We start from the raw sequence: 21111 nt of genomic DNA on the forward strand, positions 1-21111 counted from the left end.
ATGTCATTCAATATAAATAAAGTTAAATCTGCCAACACATATGATGTCATCGTTGTTGGTTCGGGTGCTAGCGGTAGTTGGGCAGCAAAGGAGTTTAGTGAGCAAGGACTTCGTACCCTTCTTTTAGAGAGAGGCCGGGATGTGGAACATATCAAGGATTACCCTACCACCAATATGTATCCTTATGAGTTTGAGCATCGATTAGAAATGCCCTATGAAGATAAAGTTACGAATCCTATCGTAAACCGATGTTATGCATACAAAGAAGACTCACAGCATTTTTTTGTCAAGGACCAAGAGCACCCTTACATCCAAGTTAAGGATTTTGATTGGATCCGGGGGTATCAAGTGGGTGGAAAGTCTCTCTTATGGGCGAGACAGGTACAGCGATGGAGTGATTTCGATTTTGAGGGGCCTGCCCGTGACGGTTTTGCCGTGGATTGGCCTATACGCTATACAGATATTGCTCCATGGTATAGCTATGTTGAACGCTTTATAGGTGTTTCTGGAAATCAGGATAATATTCCAGAGCTTCCGGATGGAGAGTTCCTTCCTCCATTTCCATTGGGTAGGGTAGAGCAGCACCTAAAAGAAACCGTAGCTAACCACTTTCCAGGTCGCCATGTGATCAGTGCACGTTGTGCTCACTTGTCCAAAGCACAGCCCATACATTTTAAACAGGGACGGACGGATTGTGTCAATCGTTTACTTTGTCAGAGAGGATGTCCATTCGGAGGATACTATAGTGCTAATGCGGTGACGATACCATGGGCAAAGAAAACGGGTAATTTGACCTTAAGGACTCATGCTGTAGTTCATTCTGTGTTGTACGAAGAGACAACGAAAAAAGCAGTAGGCGTTAAGGTTATTGATGCGAATAGTAAAGAAGAAATAGATTATTTTGCACGTGTTATATTCCTTAATGCATCTACTTTAAATACCAATTTGATTCTTCTGAATTCCAAATCAAACCGTTTCCCGGAAGGGTTGGGCAATGATAATCAATTGTTGGGAAAATATGTAGCATTTCATAACTATACTGCATTGGTCATGGCAGAATATGAAGGTTTTCAGAACTATAAGACCACAGGTAGAAACCCTGCCGCAGGAGCTTACATGCCTCGTTTCAGAAATCTTCATAAGCAGGATACTGATTTTCTCCGCGGGTGGTCTGCAGGGATAAGTACACAGCGAAAAGAACTGATTGATCCCGAGGCTGTAGGTATTGATTTGAAGAACAGTCTGTTAAATCCTAGATTGGGCCCTTGGAGTATTTTTTCTTATATGATGGGCGAAACGCTACCTAAGGAGAGCAATTTAGTTACTTTGGATAATTTACAGACGGATTCTTGGGGAATTCCTCTATTGCGTATCGACGTTGATTATGACGATAATGATAGAAAAATGAGAGATGACTACTTTCAGGAAATGGGTGATATGTTTGATAAGGCAGGGTTTACCAATATCAAAAAAGTACCTGATAAGAGAAGACCTGGAAATGATATACATGAGATGGGGGGCGCCCGCATGGGAGTCGATCCCAGGACATCTATTGTTAATAAGTGGAATCAGATCCATAGTTGTAAGAATGTCTTTGTTACGGATGGGGCATGTATGACGAGCACATCTACACAAAATCCTACTTTAACTTTTATGGCACTCACTGCGCGGGCAGCTAACTACGCCTTGGGTGAAATGAAAAAGAGAAATTTATAAAAGCTAAGTTATGCGAGCAGCTATATTGTTGTTGTTTTTATCGATTAGTTTCCCTCCTTCTGCTTCGATAGATAGGGTGGATTCTACTACGCGAAGGCCTTGTTATCCAGGAGCCTATTATCGTAAGGTTGTCTCGGACCTTGATCACTGGACTGGCATTACAGGCAGAGTCAGACTGCCTGTAATTGAATTCGATAAGAATCGGGTCAATACGAATAAACCGGGCCAGTTCTTAGATAATCCTACGGTATACATGGGAGGAAATATGGATGGACAAGAGACAGATATTGGTCTGACTTGGGAGGTAATCAAAGAGTCAGATGGTACAATATCAAAAGAACGTAAGGCATATCGTCCTTTTTTTAGGCGTAACGCTTATGGCAAAAGTAAACAGAAGTTTACTTGGATTTCTGGTCCTCCGGAGCCCCAATATTACTGGTACCCAGGGGATGTTATCTCTATTACAGTAAAGATCATACGGGATGGTGTTTTAAAGTTCACGGTAGAGGGAGAAGGTAAGAAGTATGAGACTGAGGTCGCTTGTGATGCTTATATTTTCGGTCGAGCAGGCGAATTTAAAAGAGTGAATGCTATTGATCAGGTCGGTAATGAAAATAAGCCGGTGCAACCCACAAATACCAAGGTTATAAAGTCAGAGTGGGCCTATACTTATCTTTTAAAAATGGAAAATGGCAAAGAAATCAAACGTTCACTAAATACAGGTCGACATATAGAAATGAGTTGTCCGCAAATAGAACATTTTCCACTACAGCAACATCACAGACTGAATAAAAAAGGTGGAGAAAGTATAGATATTTACGGCCGGTTTCCGATCCCTTAGTCCGTTAGAATTGCCGCTGTATATCTCCCGATAACTACATCTAGGATCGCCCTTATCGAGATCTTAACAAAAACATAATAGTGTTTTGTTGTTTTATCTATATGTTAATGATTACTTTTATTCGTTTTTTATTTTAATTACCGTTTGTATGTGTTGTGTACATTTAGTCTCTTAAAGGGGACTAAATGTATACAACACTCAGAATTTGTTGATCTTCTTGTTTAATTTTTGGTGTTTATATGAATTTAGGAGAAATGTAATCATGGCGAACATTTTTTATAATTTCATTTAAATTGGTAATTTTAGGTTTGTAATGCCCACTGTCTATATAACCGAAATAAACCCGAAAAGACTTTAGGAGATAAAATGATGTACGGCATTTCTAATAAAAATCTATTTTCGAAACTTAAGAATCTTAATATATAATTTAGGGACATGATCCCTGCAGATTTAAACCGGATGGAAAGTATAGAGGGTAGACTTATCCGCTTATTGAGGACAGATAGCGAAGCTGCATTTCAGGAAGTCTATGATATGTATTCTGCTCGTATATATCGTTTTTCATTGGTTCTGTTGAAAGATACAGGGTGGAGCGAAGATATTGTTCAGGAGGTATTTGTCAAACTATGGAAAAGCAGAAGACAGCTGGATGTCAATAAAGACCTATGGGTCTATTTATATGTGCTTACCAAGCGTACTGCCCTTAATAAATTAAGAGATATCGAGACTTTCAGTTCTTCTTTCGACCTTCTTTGGGAAAATATATCGCGACTTGGGGATTCTCCGGATGAGAAGTTGATCAATAAGGAACTTGGATTATATTTAGAAAAAATATTGGGCAGACTACCTGAGCGGCAGCGTGAAGTTTTTAGATTAAGTCGATTCGAGGGCTATACCCATCAACAGATTGCAGAAAAACTCAATATATCACCCAACACAGTCAAAAATCACCTTATACAGGCTTTGAAAACAATCCGCTCTTTACCTCTGGATATTAATTATTTTCTTTTTATTCTTTTTATATCGCTGTAATTCAGTTGTTTATTTTAAATTTTCTTTTCTCTGTAAAAATAATAAAAAAGGACTAGTCCTTTTTTTTCTTTTTAGGGTTCTGTACTATAAGCGACTATAGCTAAGAATTAAAAAAGAGAAATATGGATCAGGATAGACTTGCATATCTATTTTCAAAATATCTACAAAACACCATCAGTAAGACAGAATTAGCTGATTTGTTACGGAGAATCAAAAAAGAAGATGATGCTATACTAGATGATATTATAGATAGATTAGGGTATGCCGGTAAAGAACCTCTAGGATTATTACAGGATGATTTTGACCAGAATAAAAACTATGAAAGAATACGGGAGCAGATTATGGGAGAGCCTCTCGTCAGAAGGAGTCGTTTTTTTAATCTAAAAAAGACTATACTGTTTGCAGCTTCTGTTCTCTTGATTGTATCTATAGGTTTATTCTTTTTACAGCGCCAATTTGATAATGCTCAAGTTTTGTCAGATAATGATATACAGTTACCAGAAGGGCAACAGGCGGTGATTATACTGGAGGATGGGAGCTCCCTAGACCTGATGAAATCTGACAAGAAGTTGCTGGACCGTGAAGGTATACAGCTGGTCTTGTCCGCTACCGGTGAGGTTACTTTTAGGATCAATACGCGCGACGGCAAGCATACAAAGAATCATACATTTTTATCCCCTAAGGGGACTTCATCTGTCGTTATCTTATCCGATGGGACCAAGGTTTGGCTAAATTCGGGTTCCAAGATCACCTATCCGACTGTTTTTTCATCCCAACAGCGAGCCGTTACATTAGATGGTGAGGCCTATTTTGAAGTACAGCACAATCCTTTACAGCCCTTTATAGTATCCAGTGGGCGGACAGCCATAAGGGTTTTAGGAACAGAATTTAATGTAGCTACCAATATCGAAACCGATAAGATATTTACCACCTTGGTTTCGGGGTCCGTTGAAGTTCATACGGCAAATAACATGGAGTTATTGAAGCCAAATATGCAATCCGTGACCCATACTTTTTCCGACCAGATTGAGACTAGAGAGATTGAGCTCAGAGAGGTTCTGGCTTGGAAAGAGGGGTATTTCCGGTTTAAAAACGACGATATTAAAGTGGTGTTGAACAAAATAAAAACATGGTACGATATCGACGGATTCGAAATTAAAAACTATACGCAGGATCGTTTTACAGGATCCATTGTCAGGACGCGTAAGTTGTCCGAATTATTGGGGCAATTAGAAAAAATATCAAACTACAAATTCAGAATTGAAGAAGGGAGGGTTATCGTTATGAATTAAAGAAGTAGTCTCATAAAATCGGAAGTGCTACCAACACTCCCGATCTAAAAAGTCTAGTGATATAGATCAACAGATGTGAATAAGTAAACTATTATCAACCAAACACTACCAAATGTATAAAATCTATTTTAATAATCGCATAAGACTGCGACAGTGCTTGATCAAATGCATTAAAATCATGAAAATAGTTGCGTTTTTTATAATGGCAATTTTACTCCATGTACAAGCCTCTACGTATGGGCAGAAAGTCTCTCTTAATTTCAAAAATGCTTCTTTGAGTGACGTACTGGACGAAATACAGAAGCAGACGGGTTATGACTTCCTATATAACAGTGCACTGATTGATGGACAGCATACGATCACAATCAGAACCAAGAATACCGATGTCAGCAAGGTGCTGTCACAGGTGCTGGCCGCTCAGGGACTAGATTTTGAGGTGGATAATAAATCCGTTTTGATCAAGCGCTCTAAGCGTATGTTGGCTATAGAGGCCCAACAGCTAGAGTCTGGGAAGAGAGAAAATCAAAGACGGGTAATAACAGGCAAAGTCAGGAGTATCGCCGGCAACGTTCTTACAGGAGCTACCGTGACTGTTAAAGGTAGCCCGGTCGGCACGTCGACAGATTCGGAAGGAACCTATTCGATAACGCTTGATAAAGATCATAAGGTCTTGGTTTTTACTTCTGTGGGGTATGATAGTCAAGAGGTCGTGGTAGGAAATCAATCCGTTATAAACGTAGTCTTACAAGAACAAGTTGACGATTTGGATGAAGTGGTAGTCGTTGGCTACCGTACCGTCAAGAAAGAATTGGTAAATGGAGCCGTATCCACGATACAGATGGCGGACAAGGAGAAACAAACAATCACCCATGCTTCTCAAGCACTATACGGCACCAATGGAATTCATGTCAATCAAGGCGGGGCACCTCCGGGACGGGATGGAACGACCATTCGTATTCGTGGAGTAAATACACTGGGCAACTCTAATCCTTTGGTTCTGCTTGATGGAATCGAATACAATTTGGGGGAGATCGATCCGGCGGATATCGAAACAATAACTGTATTGAAAGATGCTTCAGCTGCTATTTATGGGTCTAGAGCTTCCAACGGTGTGATTTTAGTTACGTCAAAGCAAGGTAAAGTCGGTAAAACCAAGATTGAGTTACGCAGTCATGGAGGTATGCAACAGGCTACCTATCTGCCTGATGTCGTCGATGATCCGATACTGTACATGCAGATGCGGAATAGAGCCGAGGCTAATTCCGGCAAAATGGCATTAACTTACTCGCAGGACCAGATTGATGAATATAGAGAAGGCCTGCTGACAGACCCTTCCGTATACCCTGCAACTAACTGGTTTGATGTTGTACTTGAAAATGGGTGGATGCAGCAGCATAATGCACGTGCGACTGGCGGTAATGATATATATAATTTTACTATAGGTGGTGGATATATGAAGCAGAAAGGTGTATTCATTGCTAATGATGATGCCAATCGGTATTCTTTTGATATTAAAGTTGCGGTCCAAGCGACCCCCCGTTTGAAAATAAATGCAGGAATGTTAGGTAATCTTAGGGAGTTTAATGCCAATATAGGTAGCTTGCTCAATTCGTTGATGCGAAGCCTTCCTATCTTTTCAGATTATCACCGCAATGGTTATTACGGTGGATCTTGGCTATATACACCAGGACGTAATAACCTCGAAAATCCAAGGATGTTGGTCGAACAAGGGGCGACCTATCGCGATTATCAGGAAACGCTGACGAATATAAACCTAGAATACAAGTTACCTTTTAATATTACATATCACAATACCCTTGGTTATCGTCGAAACGATCACTTCTCCAAAGATTTTGTGCCAGAGATGTATTATGTAGATCCCAAAACCGGTTACACCAAGACATTTAACACATCGGTTCCGAGCGTAAAAGATTGGGATTCCCTTTTAAAGCAGTTTACATTTTCGCAACGACTAGTCTATGATCAGGAATTTGAAAATCATCATTTTCACGTGATGCTGGGGCAGGATTATCAAGTGAATAAAGCTATAGGTTTCCAAGCCTATAATTGGGGTTTTTATGACAATTCACTACGTGAATTAAATGCACTTTCGGATCAAACTAATGCACAGGCTACTGGTAGTTCTTCTTTGGATAAGTTGGCATCGGTCTACTCCAGATTGGCTTATGATTATAAACAGAAATATATTGTAGAAGGTTCTGTTCGGTACGATGGGAGTTCCAGATTTGCCCCTGGCAATCAGTGGTCCTTTTTCCCCTCCATGTCGGTGGGTTGGATCCTAAGCAAGGAGAAGTTCTTCGCTGTTCCTCAGATTGATCAGTTAAAACTTCGTGCATCAATCGGCAAGCTTGGGAATCAGGCCGTCAGTATCGGTGCCTACAATAGTACCGTAAATATCAGTAATGCCTACAATTATACCTTTGGTGGAGATGTTTTTGGAGGAGCCGCTATTACTGCTCTGACCGACAGGGATATCCGGTGGGAGTCTACGCTATCCTACAATGGCGGATTTGATATGAGTCTATTAGGTAAGCTGTCTGTTACGGCCGATTATTTTTATAAAAGGACCTACGATATTCTGAGGGCGATATCGATTCCAGGGCAGATAGGAGGTTTGAGCGGCCCTACGGTCAATTTAGGTAAGGTAGATAATAAAGGATGGGAGATTGGACTCAACTTTAATGATCAGCGGGGCGATTTTTCTTATGCATTGAATAGTTCGGTAAGTTATGTTAAAAACAAAGTTGTCGATATTGCCGGACAGCAGTCCATATCCGGAAGGTACATCATTAAAGAAGGATACCCGATCAATTCTTACTATCTGTATGAAGCCGATGGTTACTACCAGTCACAAGAGGAAATCGACAATGCTAAAGCCGTTTATGGAACGCGTGCCAAGCTTAGACCAGGATATATAAAATATAAAAACCATACTGATGATAATTACATCGACGACGAAGATAAAATCATAACAGGTAGTTCTATTCCAGATTACACCTATAGTTTTGGTACCCGATTGGGCTATAAAAATTTTGTGCTCGACGCGCAGTTTCAAGGGGTGGCCAACATAGATGTCTACCCAGGAGGTAATGTAGCTCTCCCTTTTAATAATGGGGCAAATGTAACGTACGAATGGGCTCGGGATTCATGGACCCCTAACAATCCGAATGCAAAACTACCGCTTCTCACTACAGTGACAGATGCGGGCGAAAACTTTATTAATTCCACTTTTTGGTTACAGGATGCTTCTTATCTGAGGATGAAGAATATATCATTGACTTTCAATATGCCTGAAAAATGGCTTAAAAGGTGGGGCGCGAGCAAAATGGGAGTTTACCTGAGCGGGCAGAATCTGTGGACTTTGAGTAAGTTTAAAATGATGGATCCCGAAATGACTACCACTTTGGCAAATCTAAATGAGTATCCAAATCTCAAGAGTTATAGCCTGGGCTTAAATTTAACCTTTTAAACTAGAACAGACATGTCTAAGTTAAGAATATTTGCACTATTGGTCACAGTCATTACCATTTATTCGTGTGACCTAACAGTTTATCCTACCGATAAGTACGACCAAGATACATTTTGGTTGGGCGAAAAAACAGCTAGGGCGGGGCTCACAGGCTGTTATGCCGTGCTAACCGAACAATATTTATATGGGAGTGCGGCCCCCCTTTGGGAGGAAACAGCAACCCCCAATGCGTACAATTATGATAACAGTCAAGGTTGGAATAGTATCTCATTGGGTACTCATACGGCCGATCAGGGGATTTTCAACGGAAGATGGATTTCTGCATATAGAGGCATAGGACGTTGTAATGCCTTGTTGGATAATATTGACCGTAACACGGTCTTGTCGGGAGCGGAGATTACGCAAATGAAAGCAGAAGCAAGATTTTTAAGAGCACTTTATTATCAGATTCTGATAACCTATTATAAGGACGTTCCTTTGGTAAAGGTAGAAGCCGAACTTGGGCAGAAAGATCTGTCCCGTAATCCGCACCAGGAAGTCGTCGGGTTTATCCTCGAAGAGCTAGATGAAATAGCTTCGATACTGCCCACGCGGTATAGCCAACGCAGTGATATGGGAAGACCTACACGTGGAGCTGTGCTGGCACTCAAAAGCCGTTTGTTACTGTTTGAAGCTTCTCCTTTGAATAGTACTGATAGCGCTACGGATAAATGGGCAAAGGCATCCTCGGCAGCTCGCGCGGTTATCGATCTGGGTGTCTATAGTTTACACAGTAATTATCGCAACCTATTTTCCGTAGGGGCCGAGAATAGTACTGAAAGTATCTTTGATGTACAGTATATCAATGAGCCGGGGATGGGCAGTAATTTTGATGTCATATTGAGACAGTATAATACAGCTGCTCCACTCAAAGGACTTGTAGACAGTTATTGGATGCTTGATGGCCGTCCGCGTAGTAGTTCTATCTATGTTAGTTCTCCAGCATATGAGAATTTAGATCCTCGTTTCAAAGCAACAGTTGTATATCCCGGATCTACCTTCATGGGAGAAGTGGTACGTCCAGACGGCAACAATACAAAATTCAAGACGCCACAGACAGGATTTACCTTCAAAAAATATAGTGTATACGACGCTGCGGCCACCTCGGGCGAGGAGAATATAGGAGAAGGCCGTTCCGAGATCAATTATATGGTATTACGTTATGCCGATATATTGCTGATGTATGCCGAGGCTATGAACGAGCAGGGTTTGTTGACACCGGATATCTGGAATATGACGGTAAAGGAAATCCGTAGAAGAGCGGGCTTCACAGCTACTTCAGCCTTAGAATATCCAGGGGTTGATCCTGCTGTTTTGCGTGAACATATCCGCTATGAGAGACGCGTGGAATTTGCGGGCGAAGGATTTTATTACAATGACATCCGACGTTGGAAGCTGGCCGAAACCGCCTTACCAGGGAATATCCAGAAGCACGATGGGACCATTATCATAACACGATCTTTTGATGCAACGCGAGACTATTGGTGGCCGGTACCTACTACACAGATGGAACTGAACCCCAACCTTAAACCGAATAACCCAGGATGGGGAAATTAGAAAAGAAGACTATGAAATTACAAGATGTTTTTAATACTGTATTGATAACGGTAGCACTTTTTTTAGGAGCCTGTAAAGAGGAAAAACTACCCTTGTTAGATTTTTCCGATCCATTCGGCAATAGCGCTGAAAATAATCACCCCGTTCCTGAGTTAAAGGATAGCAAAAGACCTATACTGATTACTGATGAGAGTGAGTATCAGGTGCTCATTGTGGACTCTTTAAGTGGTGGGATTATGTGGCAGTGGAAAGCTACAGATCATCTTAATACAGCTGAAGCAGCCTGGTTTCGTGCGATGGACGAAGCAAAGGTGGTTTACAATAAAGAGTACGTACTGTTTACCGCGTCTAGCGGTGGTGCAGGTCTGGTTAGGATAGCAGACAAAAAACTTATGTTTTACACCAATGCCGGTGGAGGGCCACATTCGGCCGAATTATTGCCGGACGGAAACATAGTTGTTGCTTTAAGTAGTGGGAATGCCCTGAATTTATATCGTGTAGATGCCAACAAGCCTTATGTGTCTAATCCGATCAAACGGTATAATCTGACCTTTGGCCACAATGCAGTATGGGATCTAAAGCGGGAGATCTTATGGACGACCGACGATCAGAATTTATATACATATCGATATGATAACAGTGATCCTGATAATCCTGATCTCATTAAGACCCCTGATTTTTATCCCGTTCCGGACGGGCAGCCTCACGATCTGTTCCCGGTATATGGGCAGGATAAACTCTTTCTGACTACTACCAATGCAATTTGGATTTTTGATATTAATACCCAGGTCTTTTCCAAGAATGAATATTCCATGACGATGATAAAATCAATTTCCAATGGGCCGTCCGATTTTGGAACTTTAGTCATAAAGCCGACAAATGACTATTGGACCAATCGGTTGACAAATATAAAAGGTAGTAGCGTTTTTTTTAGAGAAAAATACAGGATGTATAAAGCCCGATGGTTTATTGAAAACTCCTTTAGTTATCCCAGTGACCATCCCTATAGACAAAGCAAATAACGATGAAAACACAACTTATACATATCATCTTGGTGACCGTGTGGATGGCTGCACTTTCATCATGTAAAAAAGATACAAAATCTGCTGTACAGCAACCGGATTTTATTTCGACTTCCCTTTCTGGATCCTTATCTGTTGATGCCGGAGAGGAGTTCGAATTGTTTGTTCCTGACAATGAAGAAGGCGTAAAATATTCTTGGAGTATACCCGACATGCTCGATCTGCGGAGTGGGCAGGGAACCAATCGTATAAAAGTAATTTCCAATATAGATAAAGGTATAGTTCCGGTCAAAAGTATCGGCGTTACAGCCGAAAGGGGTACCCAAAAAAGCTATACGCGGTGGCTGTACCAAGAAATATCTATTCTTGCTCTCCCGCCCACGCTGGATGGCTACCGTACGAAACGATACGGGGCAAAGACCTGGATGATAGATAATCTAAATGAAGCAGGAGACGACGGCTCACTTGGTAAAACACACCCCAAATACCCTGATTTTGGTCGTTATTATACCTGGCACGAAGCAGTGACAGGAATCCCTAATGCTACAGCTTCGGATCACGGCTATGTGTGGGGTAGTAGTGGTACCGATGATGCAGGCAAGCCTTATGTGCTCGATGGCACTTATGCCAATGCTTCTAATATTCAGATACAGGGTATTTGTCCAAAGGGCTGGCACATTCCCAATGCTAATGATTGGTATGACCTTTTAGTCGCCATAAAAGAAGATTTTAATGTTCCTGGTAATTCTTTAGACCAGATCAAGCAGATTAAAGAAGGGTATATCATAGCTTGGTCTCGTCAGGAAGGACTGAACAAAAGCATCGTTGCAGGAGACTGGGGTGTTATAGGTCCCTATTTAAAGGGGAGCCGTCCGCAAAGTGAAGGCGGGTTGTGGTTAGGTGGTACTACCTACACCCAAGGCAATTGGGGGCTCTTACCTACTTTTGTCGCTCAGAGCACCGATATCGGTTTCAATATACTTCCCAATGGATATTGGGTGTCTGCCACAGCTGCTTGGGGAGATGTCGAAGGATATTCATGGCATTTGGCGGCTGTCTTGAGAGAGCCCAATGATAACCGTCCATTACGGGTTACTATAGGGAATACAAATGCCAACTTTTCAAATAACCTATTGGGGATGGGGCATTCTGTCTGCATAAGATGCGTTGCTAATTATTAAATTATTATATTTAGAAATAACTAATAAATAATCAACCATGAACCCAATTAAAAAACTAACATTATTCTTACAGGTCTGTCTTTTTGTGACCTTTTCTTTTGCGCAGACAGATAGTTATCGACCTCCTAAACTAACCGATCCTGACTCTTGGTCGATGATTCTTATTCCTGATGTGCAAAGCTATGTGAAATTTGAGCGCAATCACGGTATCTTAGAGTTGATGACAGGCTGGGTTGCCGAACAGATTGTGCCCTTGAATATACAGATGGTACTCGGTACGGGCGATCTCGTCGAGCAGAACAATTGGCTCAGTCCCGATGGCAAACGTGCCAATCAGGCTAGTCCACAGCAGTGGAAGGCGGTGTCGCGGGCATTTGAAAGATTGGATGCTAAAGTACCTTATCTCAATGCCACCGGAAATCATGATTATGGGATCAAAAGTGTTGAAAACCGCAAGACCTACTACGATGATTTTTTTCCCGTAGATCGCAATTTTATGGCGCAGCGATTGCTCAGCGAAGCGGGATTTAATGCCGATAACGACCCCTCTTTAGTGAATGCGGCTTATACCTTCCGTAGTCCCTACAACGATGATTTTTTGTTTCTGGTCTTGGAGTTTGCGCCTAGAGATGCAACCATCGAATGGGCGAAGAAAATCATAGAAGATAAAAAGTATAAGGATTATCGCGTCGTGCTACTGACGCACTCTTATCTCAACTCAAAGAGTGAGCATATTGTTAAGGAAAATTACCCCCTAGAGAACGGTAATTACGGAAGAGCTGTTTTTGAAAAACTAGTACAGCCATCCAGTAATATTGAACTGGTCTTTTCAGGACATATCGGAAAACCAGATGATTTTGAAGGGCACGTGGGCTATCGTACCGACAAAAACAGTGCAGGGCGTACTGTACATCAGATGACTTTTAATGCACAGGCTCTCGGTGGCGGATGGCATGGCAATGGTGGGGATGGCTGGTTGCGATGGCTAGAGTTTATGCCCGATAAAAGAACCGTCAAAGTAAAAACTTTTTCGCCCTTTTTTGCTATCTCTCCAACGACTCGGCAGTTTGCTTGGGAGCGGGCATCGTATAATGAGTTTGAGTTTCAATTCGATTCCAAATAAACCTATTAGATACTAATTATAAAAACGTTATGAGCTATACACGAAGAAAATTTTTACAATATGCCGGAGTTTCGGCAGTAGGAGGTGTTTTGGCCTCACATACAGTGCTAGGAGCGGATCTGCTGTCTGCAAACAACAGTAACACGCTGCGAGTCGGTCTGGTCGGCTGTGGTGGGCGCGGTACAGCCGCAGCAGTCGAAGCGCTCAATGCGGACCCCAACGTGGTGCTTACCGCGATGGGCGATGCCTTTGAGGATCACCTTTCCACGTCATTCCAGACGCTTAGCACAAAGATGGGTAAAAAAGTACAGGTGCCCTCCGGGAGCCGGTTTGTAGGGCTCGATGCCTATCAGAAGGTCATCGGTTCTGATGTGGACGTGGTTATCCTAGCGGCACCTCCGGCATTCCGTCCGGCACATCTGGAGGCGGCGGTTTCAGCGGGCAAGCACATCTTCTGTGAAAAGCCCTTTGCGGTGGACGGCCCCGGTCTGCGCCGTGTCATTGCCGCAGCCCAGAAGGCCAAGGCTTCCGGGCTTGCTCTGGTTGCGGGTTTCTGCTGGCGTTACCACCAGCCCAAGCGTGAGACCTTCGGCAAGGTGCTCAATGGGCAGATCGGCAATATCCTGACGGCAGAATCCACCTATAATACGGGGGAGCTCTGGTATAAGGAGCGGGAACCGGGCTGGTCCGATTTTGAATACCAGCTCCGCAACTGGCTTTATTATAACTGGCTTTCGGGCGATCATATCGTCGAGCAGGCCATCCACAGCATGGACATGATGCAATGGGCGCTGGGCGACCGCCTTCCGTTGCGTGTGACTGCCAGCGGTGGCCGGCAGAAGCGAACAGATGCCCGCTTTGGTAATGTCTACGACCACTTTTCTGCGGTGTACGAGTATGGTGACGGTACCAAGAGCTATTTTTCCTGCCGTCAGCAGAACGGCACCTCGCCTTCTTATGCGGTAGAGCTGTTCGGCGACCGGGGGCGCTGTCTGGTCGACTGCCGGACGGGGGAGCATATCATTACCGGACAGACCCCCTGGAAATACAGCGATGATACAAAGTTTACGGACGACAAGTCATACGAGAAAAAAACGGCCTCCCGGGGTATGTACCAGCAGGAGCATGACGAGCTCTTTGCATCGATCCGCAAAGGCAGTCCCCGTTACGATGGCGACTGGATGGTCAAAGCCAACCTGATGGCCCTTGCAGGGCGCGATGCGGGTTACAGCGGGCAGACCGTGGTACTTGACGATGTGCTGCGTTCGGAAAGGGTTCTTTTTCCGGCCCATGTTTCCTGGGATATGAAGTATGATATCCCCGTAGCAGTTCCCGGTTCTTCTATATTAAAATAACAGTTATGATAAGAAAAGATTTCATAAAAAGTGCTTCCCTGCTGCTCGGCGGGGCTGCACTTACCCCGCTATCAGCTCTTACAGCGGCTCCTACCGTAGGTACGGGACCATTGGTGCTTAAAAAGGCACTCGGTTACGCGATGATAGAAGAAGACCTTCCGCTTGTGGACAAGCTGATGCTTGTCCGCGATCTGGGCTTCGATGGGGTAGAGTTCAACAGTCCTTTGGATTTCGGTATTGACGAGATCCTGCGTGCAAAAGAGAAGTCCGGCATACAGACAGCCAGCACCGTCAATAAGGACCACTGGTCCAAACCCCTTTCCGATCCGGATGCCACCAAAAGATCGTTTATCGTAGATTCTATTGCCCGCTCACTGGAGGAGACACGGCAGCTTGGCGGAGATACGGTACTGGTAGTACCGGGAGTGGTCAACGACAAGGTATCTTATGAACAGGCCTACCGTACGGCCCAGGATTCGATCCGGCAGCTTATTCCGTATGTCGAAAAGACCGGTGTAAAAGTGGGCCTGGAAAATGTGTGGAACAATTTTATCCTGAGTCCGGTGGAAGCCAAGCGCTTTGTCGAGGAGATCGGCCATCCCCTTATCGGCTGGTATTTTGATATAGGCAATGTGCTTCGTTACGGCTGGCCCGAACACTGGATACAGACGCTGGGCAGTCATATTTTCAAGCTTCATATCAAAGAGTTCAGCCGTGAGAAGATGAACAAAGAGGGGCTCTGGAAAGGATTTGATGTAGAGATCGGCAGAGGGGACATCAATTGGCCTGCTGTAATGCAGTCGCTCCGCGAGGTGGGGCATAGCGGAGGCTGGATTACGGCCGAGGTAAAGGGAGGCGATCGCCACCATCTCCGGAAGATAGCCCTACAGATAGATGAAGTGATGAAGTAAAACACGGACTTGTCGAAGGTGCACCATCACAAAGCCCAATTCTTAACGGATTGGGCTTTTTAATACCACTAGAAAAAAGGTTGTATCCCTTGCTATCTGAGCGGTGTTTTTTCCTGTTTAATAAAAAATACTTATCTTTCGGCATAACCCTATAAACTAACTTATGATACTGCAAGATATAAATGGCGAAAAAGAGCTACTTCAGCGCATCGCTCTAGGGGATGAAGTAGCTTTTGTTAAAGTTTTTCGTCATTATCAGGATCCCGTTTTTAAGGTCGTTTACAGCTATCTAAAATCCACCGCACTTTCTGAAGAAGTATTGCAGGATATTTTTTTGAAGGTATGGCAGAAACGGGAGACCCTTGCTGATTTAGACAGTTTTAAAAACTGGTTGTTTATCGTGAGCCGCAATTACTTGGTCAACTATCTTCAAAAGCTTGCTAAGGATAAGGCGATGAGAGAACAGTGGATTACCGAACAGCCTATTTACGAGAATTCTACAGATTACCGTCTTCGCGAAAAACACCTAGCTACCTATTTGCAGGAGATTATCAACCGATTGCCCCAGCAACAGCGCTTGGTATTCCAGTTGGCCAAAGAACAGTTTTTGACGTATGCCGAGATTGCCGAAGAGCTTGGCATTTCTCCTGGTACTGTACGCATACATATGAGTAGAGCGTTGGGCAATATCCGTGAAGAACTTAAGCAACACGGCATGGAATACCTGTTGTTGTATATCGTCACTTACCCTATTCTAAAATAATTTTAAAAAAAATGCAACCTTCAGTATGAGGGCTGTCTGTTCTAACTGTCTTTACGTATAGATTGGGGATATAATGATCTTCAAGATTATAAACGTATGAGACAAGAAGACCGATTTGAGCTACTATTACAGTCCTATTTAGCGGACGAATTGAGTGTTGAGGAGATAGATGAATTCTTTACCTATGTAGAAGAGACCAGCTATCAGTTACGACTTCAAGCTGCCATTGATGCCTCCTTCCTACAACCAGATTCTAATGGACCCAGTCTGTCTGTCAATAGACTACGTTCTATAGAAAATCAGATATTAGGAAGGACTACCAGACGCTTACCTTCTCTCTCTTGGCGTATAGCCGCGGCTTGTATTATCCTAGCCCTATCCGGTTTGACCGTATGGAAAGTGTTTTTTACATCCACAGCCCTAAATGACCCATATGAAGTAGTTTATCAGAGGGGTGAGCAGATTACAGCCCCATCGGATCAACAAGCCTATATCACGCTGGCCGATGGTCGATCTGTTATATTAGACAGTCTATCTATAGATCCTTCGCTCGGTAGTGATTTGCGGAGGACGGCGGAAGGCGTCCGTTATGACGTTTCCGAAGAGGGATTAAACCCTATAACCTACAATACCCTGACCAATCCCCGCGGCAGTAAAATTGTACAGTTGGTATTGAGCGATGGTACAAAAGTATGGCTTAATGCCGGCAGCAGTCTACGTTACCCTACACGATTTGCACTAGGCGATAGATCCGTGTATTTAGAAGGAGAGGGTTATTTTGACGTGCAGCATGATCAAAAACGTCCTTTTTTTGTAAAGCATAGTACCCTTGAAGTACAAGTGCTGGGTACGCAGTTCAATATGAGCGTTTATAAAGACGATTCCCAGCACAAGGTTGCTCTACTGGAAGGAAGCGTAAAGCTCCAAGCAACCCATGCCCAAGGGCAAGGACATATATCCCCCGTTTTATTATCCCCTGGAACAGCGGCCAGCATAAGACGTGGCGACCAGAAATTTGCACTGAGTCAGGTGAGCTTAGGCCAGATAGGAGCATGGAAGGATGGACGCTTTGATTTTGAAGGGGTCGAACTTAAAGATGCGATGCGGCAGATCGCCCGTTGGTATGATATTGACGTACACTATGAAGGTACGTTGCCCCAGCTGGTTTTATCTGGAGACATCGACAGAACGACCAGTCTCAAGAGCTTTCTTATGATATTACGATCATTAGGGCTATCCCTGCGTTTCGAAAACCGTGTACTTACTATTTATAACGAAAACCAATCCTAATATTATGCAACTGTTGTTTATTAGATTTTATTATGCCACAGCATGGCTAAATCCAAATCGATGGCGTACTTTCAGTCCGTTTTTATGGAGACTGTTCGGTTTATTTTTGTTGTTCTCAGGTCATGCGTTTGGGCAGGAGATCAATATAAAAAACAGCCCACTGAGTCTCAAGCAGGTATTTGATGAAATACGTGAACAGACGGGCTTTAAAGTCCTAGCCAATCAAAATCTCTTCTTGGAGGTACCCCAGGTACGGGTACCTACCGAGCGGATGTCTCTCCTTGATTTTTTAGAAGCATTGTCTAAGACCGCTCCTTTACAATTCAGTGTACATGAGAAGAATGTGACTTTTACCTATACAGCGACTAAGCGTAAGGCTGTGGAGAATTCTAGTTTCGTAATACCCAAAAGGCAGGAAAATGATACGGTAAAAGGGATGTTGTTGAATAATAGCTATCAACCTATAGTAGGAGCGAGTATTAGTGTGGTGGGTAAGCTCAAGGGGACAACTTCCAATAACAAAGGCGAGTTCCAATTATTGGTCAAGGATGGTGAGTCTATCGATATCACTATGATGGGCTTAGAATCTGCTCGTTTGGTACGCAGGGGAGGTGCTGTGCAGTTGGTGAGGAAAGAGAGAAAAGATAGTCTGGATGTCACCAATGTACAAGAAGCTGTTTTGCTGAATTCCTTAAAAGGAGCGATGGCTTTACTTCTTCCGCTGAGCACCTCGTCCTTGGACGAAGTGCAGGTTATTGCCTATGGTCGACAGTCGAGGCGCTATAGTACAGGTAACGTGGTAATGATAGGAGCAGAGGAAATAGAAAAGCAACCTGTGATGAATCCCTTGTTGGCATTGCAGGGGCGGGTTGCTGGACTCATTATTCAACCCACTTCTACACATTCCAGTGCACCCATCAAAGTCGAGCTCCGCGGTAAGAAAAGCCTTAACCCCAATGCACTTACCGAACCCCTGTATATAGTTGATGGTGTGCCTATCAATGTGCTGGCGGCGCCTAGGACATGGTCTTATAGTCAAGGAGTTTCCCCCGGCCTAATTCAGGATGGAATGTCTATGACAGATGGGCAGAGCCCTTTATTCCATATCAATCCCAAGGATATCGAAAGTATTTCGGTGTTGAAGGATGGCGATGCCACCGCAATCTATGGATCTAGAGCAGCTAATGGGGTTATTCTTATTACGACTAAAAAGGGACAGGTAGGAGAGCCGCGACTTAATGTTAATATTACACATGGCTCTATCACCGTTTCAAAATTCCCGAGACTGTTATCTCTACATCAATATCTAGAAGTGCGACGAGAAGCCCTGGTGAATGACGGTATTATTCCCACCCCCGAAAATGCTCCCGATTTAACTGTTTGGGACTCTTCTAGATCTGAAGATTGGATGAGACGATTATCCAATGAAGGTTACCAGAGTGAATTGAGTCTCGGCATTAATGGGGGAGATCAGCGCACGACCTACCGTCTGAATGGTAATTTTACTAAGAATAAAGACTTGTATAATTACAAAGGTGGAAATCAGATAGGTAATATTTCACTGGATTTAATGAATAATGCGTATAACAATAGATTGACCACCAATCTAAGTGTTAAGTATTCAAAAAGTAAAACCGATGCTATTGTTGCTTTCCAGGATGAAGCATTGCAAGCACCTAATGCCCCCGCTGTATTTGATGACTCTGGCAATCTCAATTTTTCGGAATGGAATCATTTGGGGCTCCCTGGTTATGAACATCCTTTTGGATACCTCTTGCGGCCTAATATAATTAATACAGACAATCTAATGGCCTCATTGAATTTTAATGTTAATATTCTAAAGGGGCTTGATTTAGAGCTTTTAACTAGTTACAATGATTCTAAGGCTAAAAGCAATATTTTAAATCCTCATGCTTCAAGAGACCCTCAGTCTTACCCGTTGTCATTATCTTTCTTTAATAAGACAGATGTTAAGGGCGTAATGATCGAACCCAAAATCTCTTATAGAACGTATTTTTTAGGAGGTAATCTGAATACATTATTGGGGACCAGTTATCAGGCTAGCTCTACCGATGTCGAGACTTTAGGGGGATATTTTGAATCGGATGATATGATGCATAGTATCAATAATGCGTTTCTGAAAGACATCACCACGCAGTTTTCTGAATATAGGTATGCGTCGGTATTTGTACGCTTAAATTACCAATGGCAGAATAGATATATCCTAAATCTTAACGGTCGTAGAGATGGATCTTCACGTTTTGCTCCAGGAAAGCAGTTTGGTCTTTTCGGTTCCGTGGGACTGGCATGGTTGATGTCTGAAGAGAAATGGTTGCAGAATAGATTACCTATTTGGGTCACCCTTATCAAATTAAGAGGGAGCCATGCTTTGACAGGAACTGACAATGTGGGTGATTATAGGTATTTGAGCCTGTACTCTACTACTGGTCACAATAATTATACTCCATTTCACCCTTATGATGGCATGCAACCATATGTACCCAATGGACCATTTGATATGCAGTATCGTTGGGAATCATCAAAATCTTCTGAAATCGCTTTAGATCTAGGTTTCCTGGATGACCGGATTAATTTTAATACTGCCCTTTCTGAAATCAGATCAGGGTCTCAGCTGACAGATATTCCGATCCCTGTATATACTGGTTTCTCGAGTGTTACCACTAATTGGGCTGCTGATATTCAGAACAAAACTTTGGAATTTACACTACAGGCGAGTGCTATTAAAAAGTCAGACTGGACGTTGAATATTAATTTAAATTGGGCAAAAAACATTAATAAGTTGATTTCCTATCCAGGTTTGGAGGATTCTCCTTATGCGAATATTTATAGTATAGGCCGATCTACCAATACCCGTTATGATTTAAATTATATAGGGGTAGATCCATTGACCGGTAAATATGCTGCAGAAGATTATAACGGCGATGGTTTTGTTACAGTAAATTTGTCAAAAAAGCCAGGTATAGATGACGATCGTTATTTAGCCTTTGATATGAACCCCCGGTATGCTGGAGGGTTCGGATTTAATCTGTATTGGAAGTCCTTAGGTCTATCTTCCCAATTTTCATACTCTAGACAATTGGGAAATAATCCCGTGCTTGCTTTGAGATATGGCATTCTGAAGAATGCTATATATTCCAAGGGACTTTTAGAAGACCATTGGCGGTATCCCGGAGATCAAGCCACCTTTGCCAAGTTTACGACAGAAACCTTAGAAATTCCTACAACACCTGTTGATGCCTCGTTCTTATCGTGGAATAATATTTCTGTTTCTTACAGTTTGGGAGATCAGATATTGAAAAAAATACGGGTAAAAAATTTGAGTCTTGCTCTAAATGTTCAAAACTTGTATAAGTGGACGGCATATGTCGCCGAACCAGAAATAAAGCAAGGATCCCTTATTCCTATTCCTCGGACTTTTGTGGGAAGTTTAAATATTGGGTTTTAAAATATCAGTTATGAAATACTCATGTTGAGCAAA

Annotated in this window: 14 protein-coding genes; all 14 read left to right on the forward strand. The window is 42.8% G+C overall.

Features of this window, described 5'->3' with window-relative positions; all coding sequences use genetic code 11:
• The 14 genes from JKG61_RS20715 to JKG61_RS20780 all read left to right on the forward strand — a co-directional run bounded on the left by JKG61_RS20715 (position 1) and on the right by JKG61_RS20780 (position 21078).
• On the forward strand, positions 1-1716 hold the full coding sequence (locus JKG61_RS20715; RefSeq protein WP_202104919.1) for a GMC oxidoreductase: 1716 nt from the start codon (positions 1-3) through the stop codon (positions 1714-1716).
• Positions 1717-1726: 10 nt separating this feature from the next.
• The gene (locus JKG61_RS20720) at positions 1727-2557 is read left to right on the forward strand and encodes a hypothetical protein (RefSeq protein WP_202104920.1); all 831 of its coding nucleotides are present in this window, start codon (positions 1727-1729) and stop codon (positions 2555-2557) included.
• Positions 2558-2992: 435 nt separating this feature from the next.
• Positions 2993-3589, forward strand: a complete 597-nt coding sequence (locus JKG61_RS20725) for an RNA polymerase sigma factor (protein ID WP_202104921.1) — start codon at positions 2993-2995, stop codon at positions 3587-3589.
• 122 nt (positions 3590-3711) lie between these two features.
• Positions 3712-4881 carry a FecR family protein gene (locus JKG61_RS20730; RefSeq protein ID WP_202104922.1) on the forward strand — a complete coding sequence of 390 codons (1170 nt, stop codon included), beginning with the start codon at positions 3712-3714 and terminating at the stop codon, positions 4879-4881.
• A 202-nt stretch (positions 4882-5083) separates the two neighbouring features.
• Positions 5084-8371 (forward strand): TonB-dependent receptor, encoded by a 3288-nt coding sequence (locus JKG61_RS20735; RefSeq protein WP_202104923.1) that lies wholly within the window; start codon positions 5084-5086, stop codon positions 8369-8371.
• 12 nt (positions 8372-8383) lie between these two features.
• Positions 8384-9967, forward strand: a complete 1584-nt coding sequence (locus JKG61_RS20740) for a RagB/SusD family nutrient uptake outer membrane protein (RefSeq protein WP_202104924.1) — start codon at positions 8384-8386, stop codon at positions 9965-9967.
• 11 nt (positions 9968-9978) lie between these two features.
• Positions 9979-10989: a DUF6528 family protein gene (locus JKG61_RS20745; protein ID WP_202104925.1), complete on the forward strand. Its 1011-nt coding sequence runs from the start codon at positions 9979-9981 to the stop codon at positions 10987-10989.
• Between the two features lie 2 nt (positions 10990-10991).
• Positions 10992-12170: an FISUMP domain-containing protein gene (locus JKG61_RS20750; RefSeq protein ID WP_202104926.1), complete on the forward strand. Its 1179-nt coding sequence runs from the start codon at positions 10992-10994 to the stop codon at positions 12168-12170.
• Between the two features lie 37 nt (positions 12171-12207).
• On the forward strand, positions 12208-13293 hold the full coding sequence (locus JKG61_RS20755; RefSeq protein WP_202104927.1) for a metallophosphoesterase: 1086 nt from the start codon (positions 12208-12210) through the stop codon (positions 13291-13293).
• A gap of 29 nt (positions 13294-13322) precedes the next feature.
• The gene (locus JKG61_RS20760; protein WP_202104928.1) at positions 13323-14648 is read left to right on the forward strand and encodes a Gfo/Idh/MocA family protein; all 1326 of its coding nucleotides are present in this window, start codon (positions 13323-13325) and stop codon (positions 14646-14648) included.
• Between the two features lie 5 nt (positions 14649-14653).
• Complete coding sequence (locus JKG61_RS20765) at positions 14654-15559, forward strand: sugar phosphate isomerase/epimerase family protein (RefSeq protein ID WP_202104929.1); 906 nt, start codon at positions 14654-14656, stop codon at positions 15557-15559.
• A gap of 163 nt (positions 15560-15722) precedes the next feature.
• Positions 15723-16322: an RNA polymerase sigma factor gene (locus JKG61_RS20770; RefSeq protein ID WP_202104930.1), complete on the forward strand. Its 600-nt coding sequence runs from the start codon at positions 15723-15725 to the stop codon at positions 16320-16322.
• A gap of 96 nt (positions 16323-16418) precedes the next feature.
• Positions 16419-17612, forward strand: coding sequence for a FecR family protein (locus tag JKG61_RS20775; protein WP_202104931.1), 1194 nt, complete (start codon positions 16419-16421; stop codon positions 17610-17612).
• A gap of 4 nt (positions 17613-17616) precedes the next feature.
• Positions 17617-21078: a SusC/RagA family TonB-linked outer membrane protein gene (locus JKG61_RS20780; protein WP_202104932.1), complete on the forward strand. Its 3462-nt coding sequence runs from the start codon at positions 17617-17619 to the stop codon at positions 21076-21078.
• Positions 21079-21111: the final 33 nt, after the last annotated feature.

The organism is Sphingobacterium faecale (assembly GCF_016746095.1).
Taxonomy (GTDB): domain Bacteria; phylum Bacteroidota; class Bacteroidia; order Sphingobacteriales; family Sphingobacteriaceae; genus Sphingobacterium; species Sphingobacterium faecale.

What these genes read in the sequence shown, in the direction of transcription:
- JKG61_RS20715 (WP_202104919.1), top strand. Translation starts at nt 1, where the DNA reads ATGTCATTCAATATAAATAAAGTTAAATCTGCCAACACATATGATGTC.
- JKG61_RS20720 (WP_202104920.1), top strand. Translation starts at nt 1,727, where the DNA reads ATGCGAGCAGCTATATTGTTGTTGTTTTTATCGATTAGTTTCCCTCCT.
- JKG61_RS20725 (WP_202104921.1), top strand. Translation starts at nt 2,993, where the DNA reads ATGATCCCTGCAGATTTAAACCGGATGGAAAGTATAGAGGGTAGACTT.
- JKG61_RS20730 (WP_202104922.1), top strand. Translation starts at nt 3,712, where the DNA reads ATGGATCAGGATAGACTTGCATATCTATTTTCAAAATATCTACAAAAC.
- JKG61_RS20735 (WP_202104923.1), top strand. Translation starts at nt 5,084, where the DNA reads ATGGCAATTTTACTCCATGTACAAGCCTCTACGTATGGGCAGAAAGTC.
- JKG61_RS20740 (WP_202104924.1), top strand. Translation starts at nt 8,384, where the DNA reads ATGTCTAAGTTAAGAATATTTGCACTATTGGTCACAGTCATTACCATT.
- JKG61_RS20745 (WP_202104925.1), top strand. Translation starts at nt 9,979, where the DNA reads ATGAAATTACAAGATGTTTTTAATACTGTATTGATAACGGTAGCACTT.
- JKG61_RS20750 (WP_202104926.1), top strand. Translation starts at nt 10,992, where the DNA reads ATGAAAACACAACTTATACATATCATCTTGGTGACCGTGTGGATGGCT.
- JKG61_RS20755 (WP_202104927.1), top strand. Translation starts at nt 12,208, where the DNA reads ATGAACCCAATTAAAAAACTAACATTATTCTTACAGGTCTGTCTTTTT.
- JKG61_RS20760 (WP_202104928.1), top strand. Translation starts at nt 13,323, where the DNA reads ATGAGCTATACACGAAGAAAATTTTTACAATATGCCGGAGTTTCGGCA.
- JKG61_RS20765 (WP_202104929.1), top strand. Translation starts at nt 14,654, where the DNA reads ATGATAAGAAAAGATTTCATAAAAAGTGCTTCCCTGCTGCTCGGCGGG.
- JKG61_RS20770 (WP_202104930.1), top strand. Translation starts at nt 15,723, where the DNA reads ATGATACTGCAAGATATAAATGGCGAAAAAGAGCTACTTCAGCGCATC.
- JKG61_RS20775 (WP_202104931.1), top strand. Translation starts at nt 16,419, where the DNA reads ATGAGACAAGAAGACCGATTTGAGCTACTATTACAGTCCTATTTAGCG.
- JKG61_RS20780 (WP_202104932.1), top strand. Translation starts at nt 17,617, where the DNA reads ATGCAACTGTTGTTTATTAGATTTTATTATGCCACAGCATGGCTAAAT.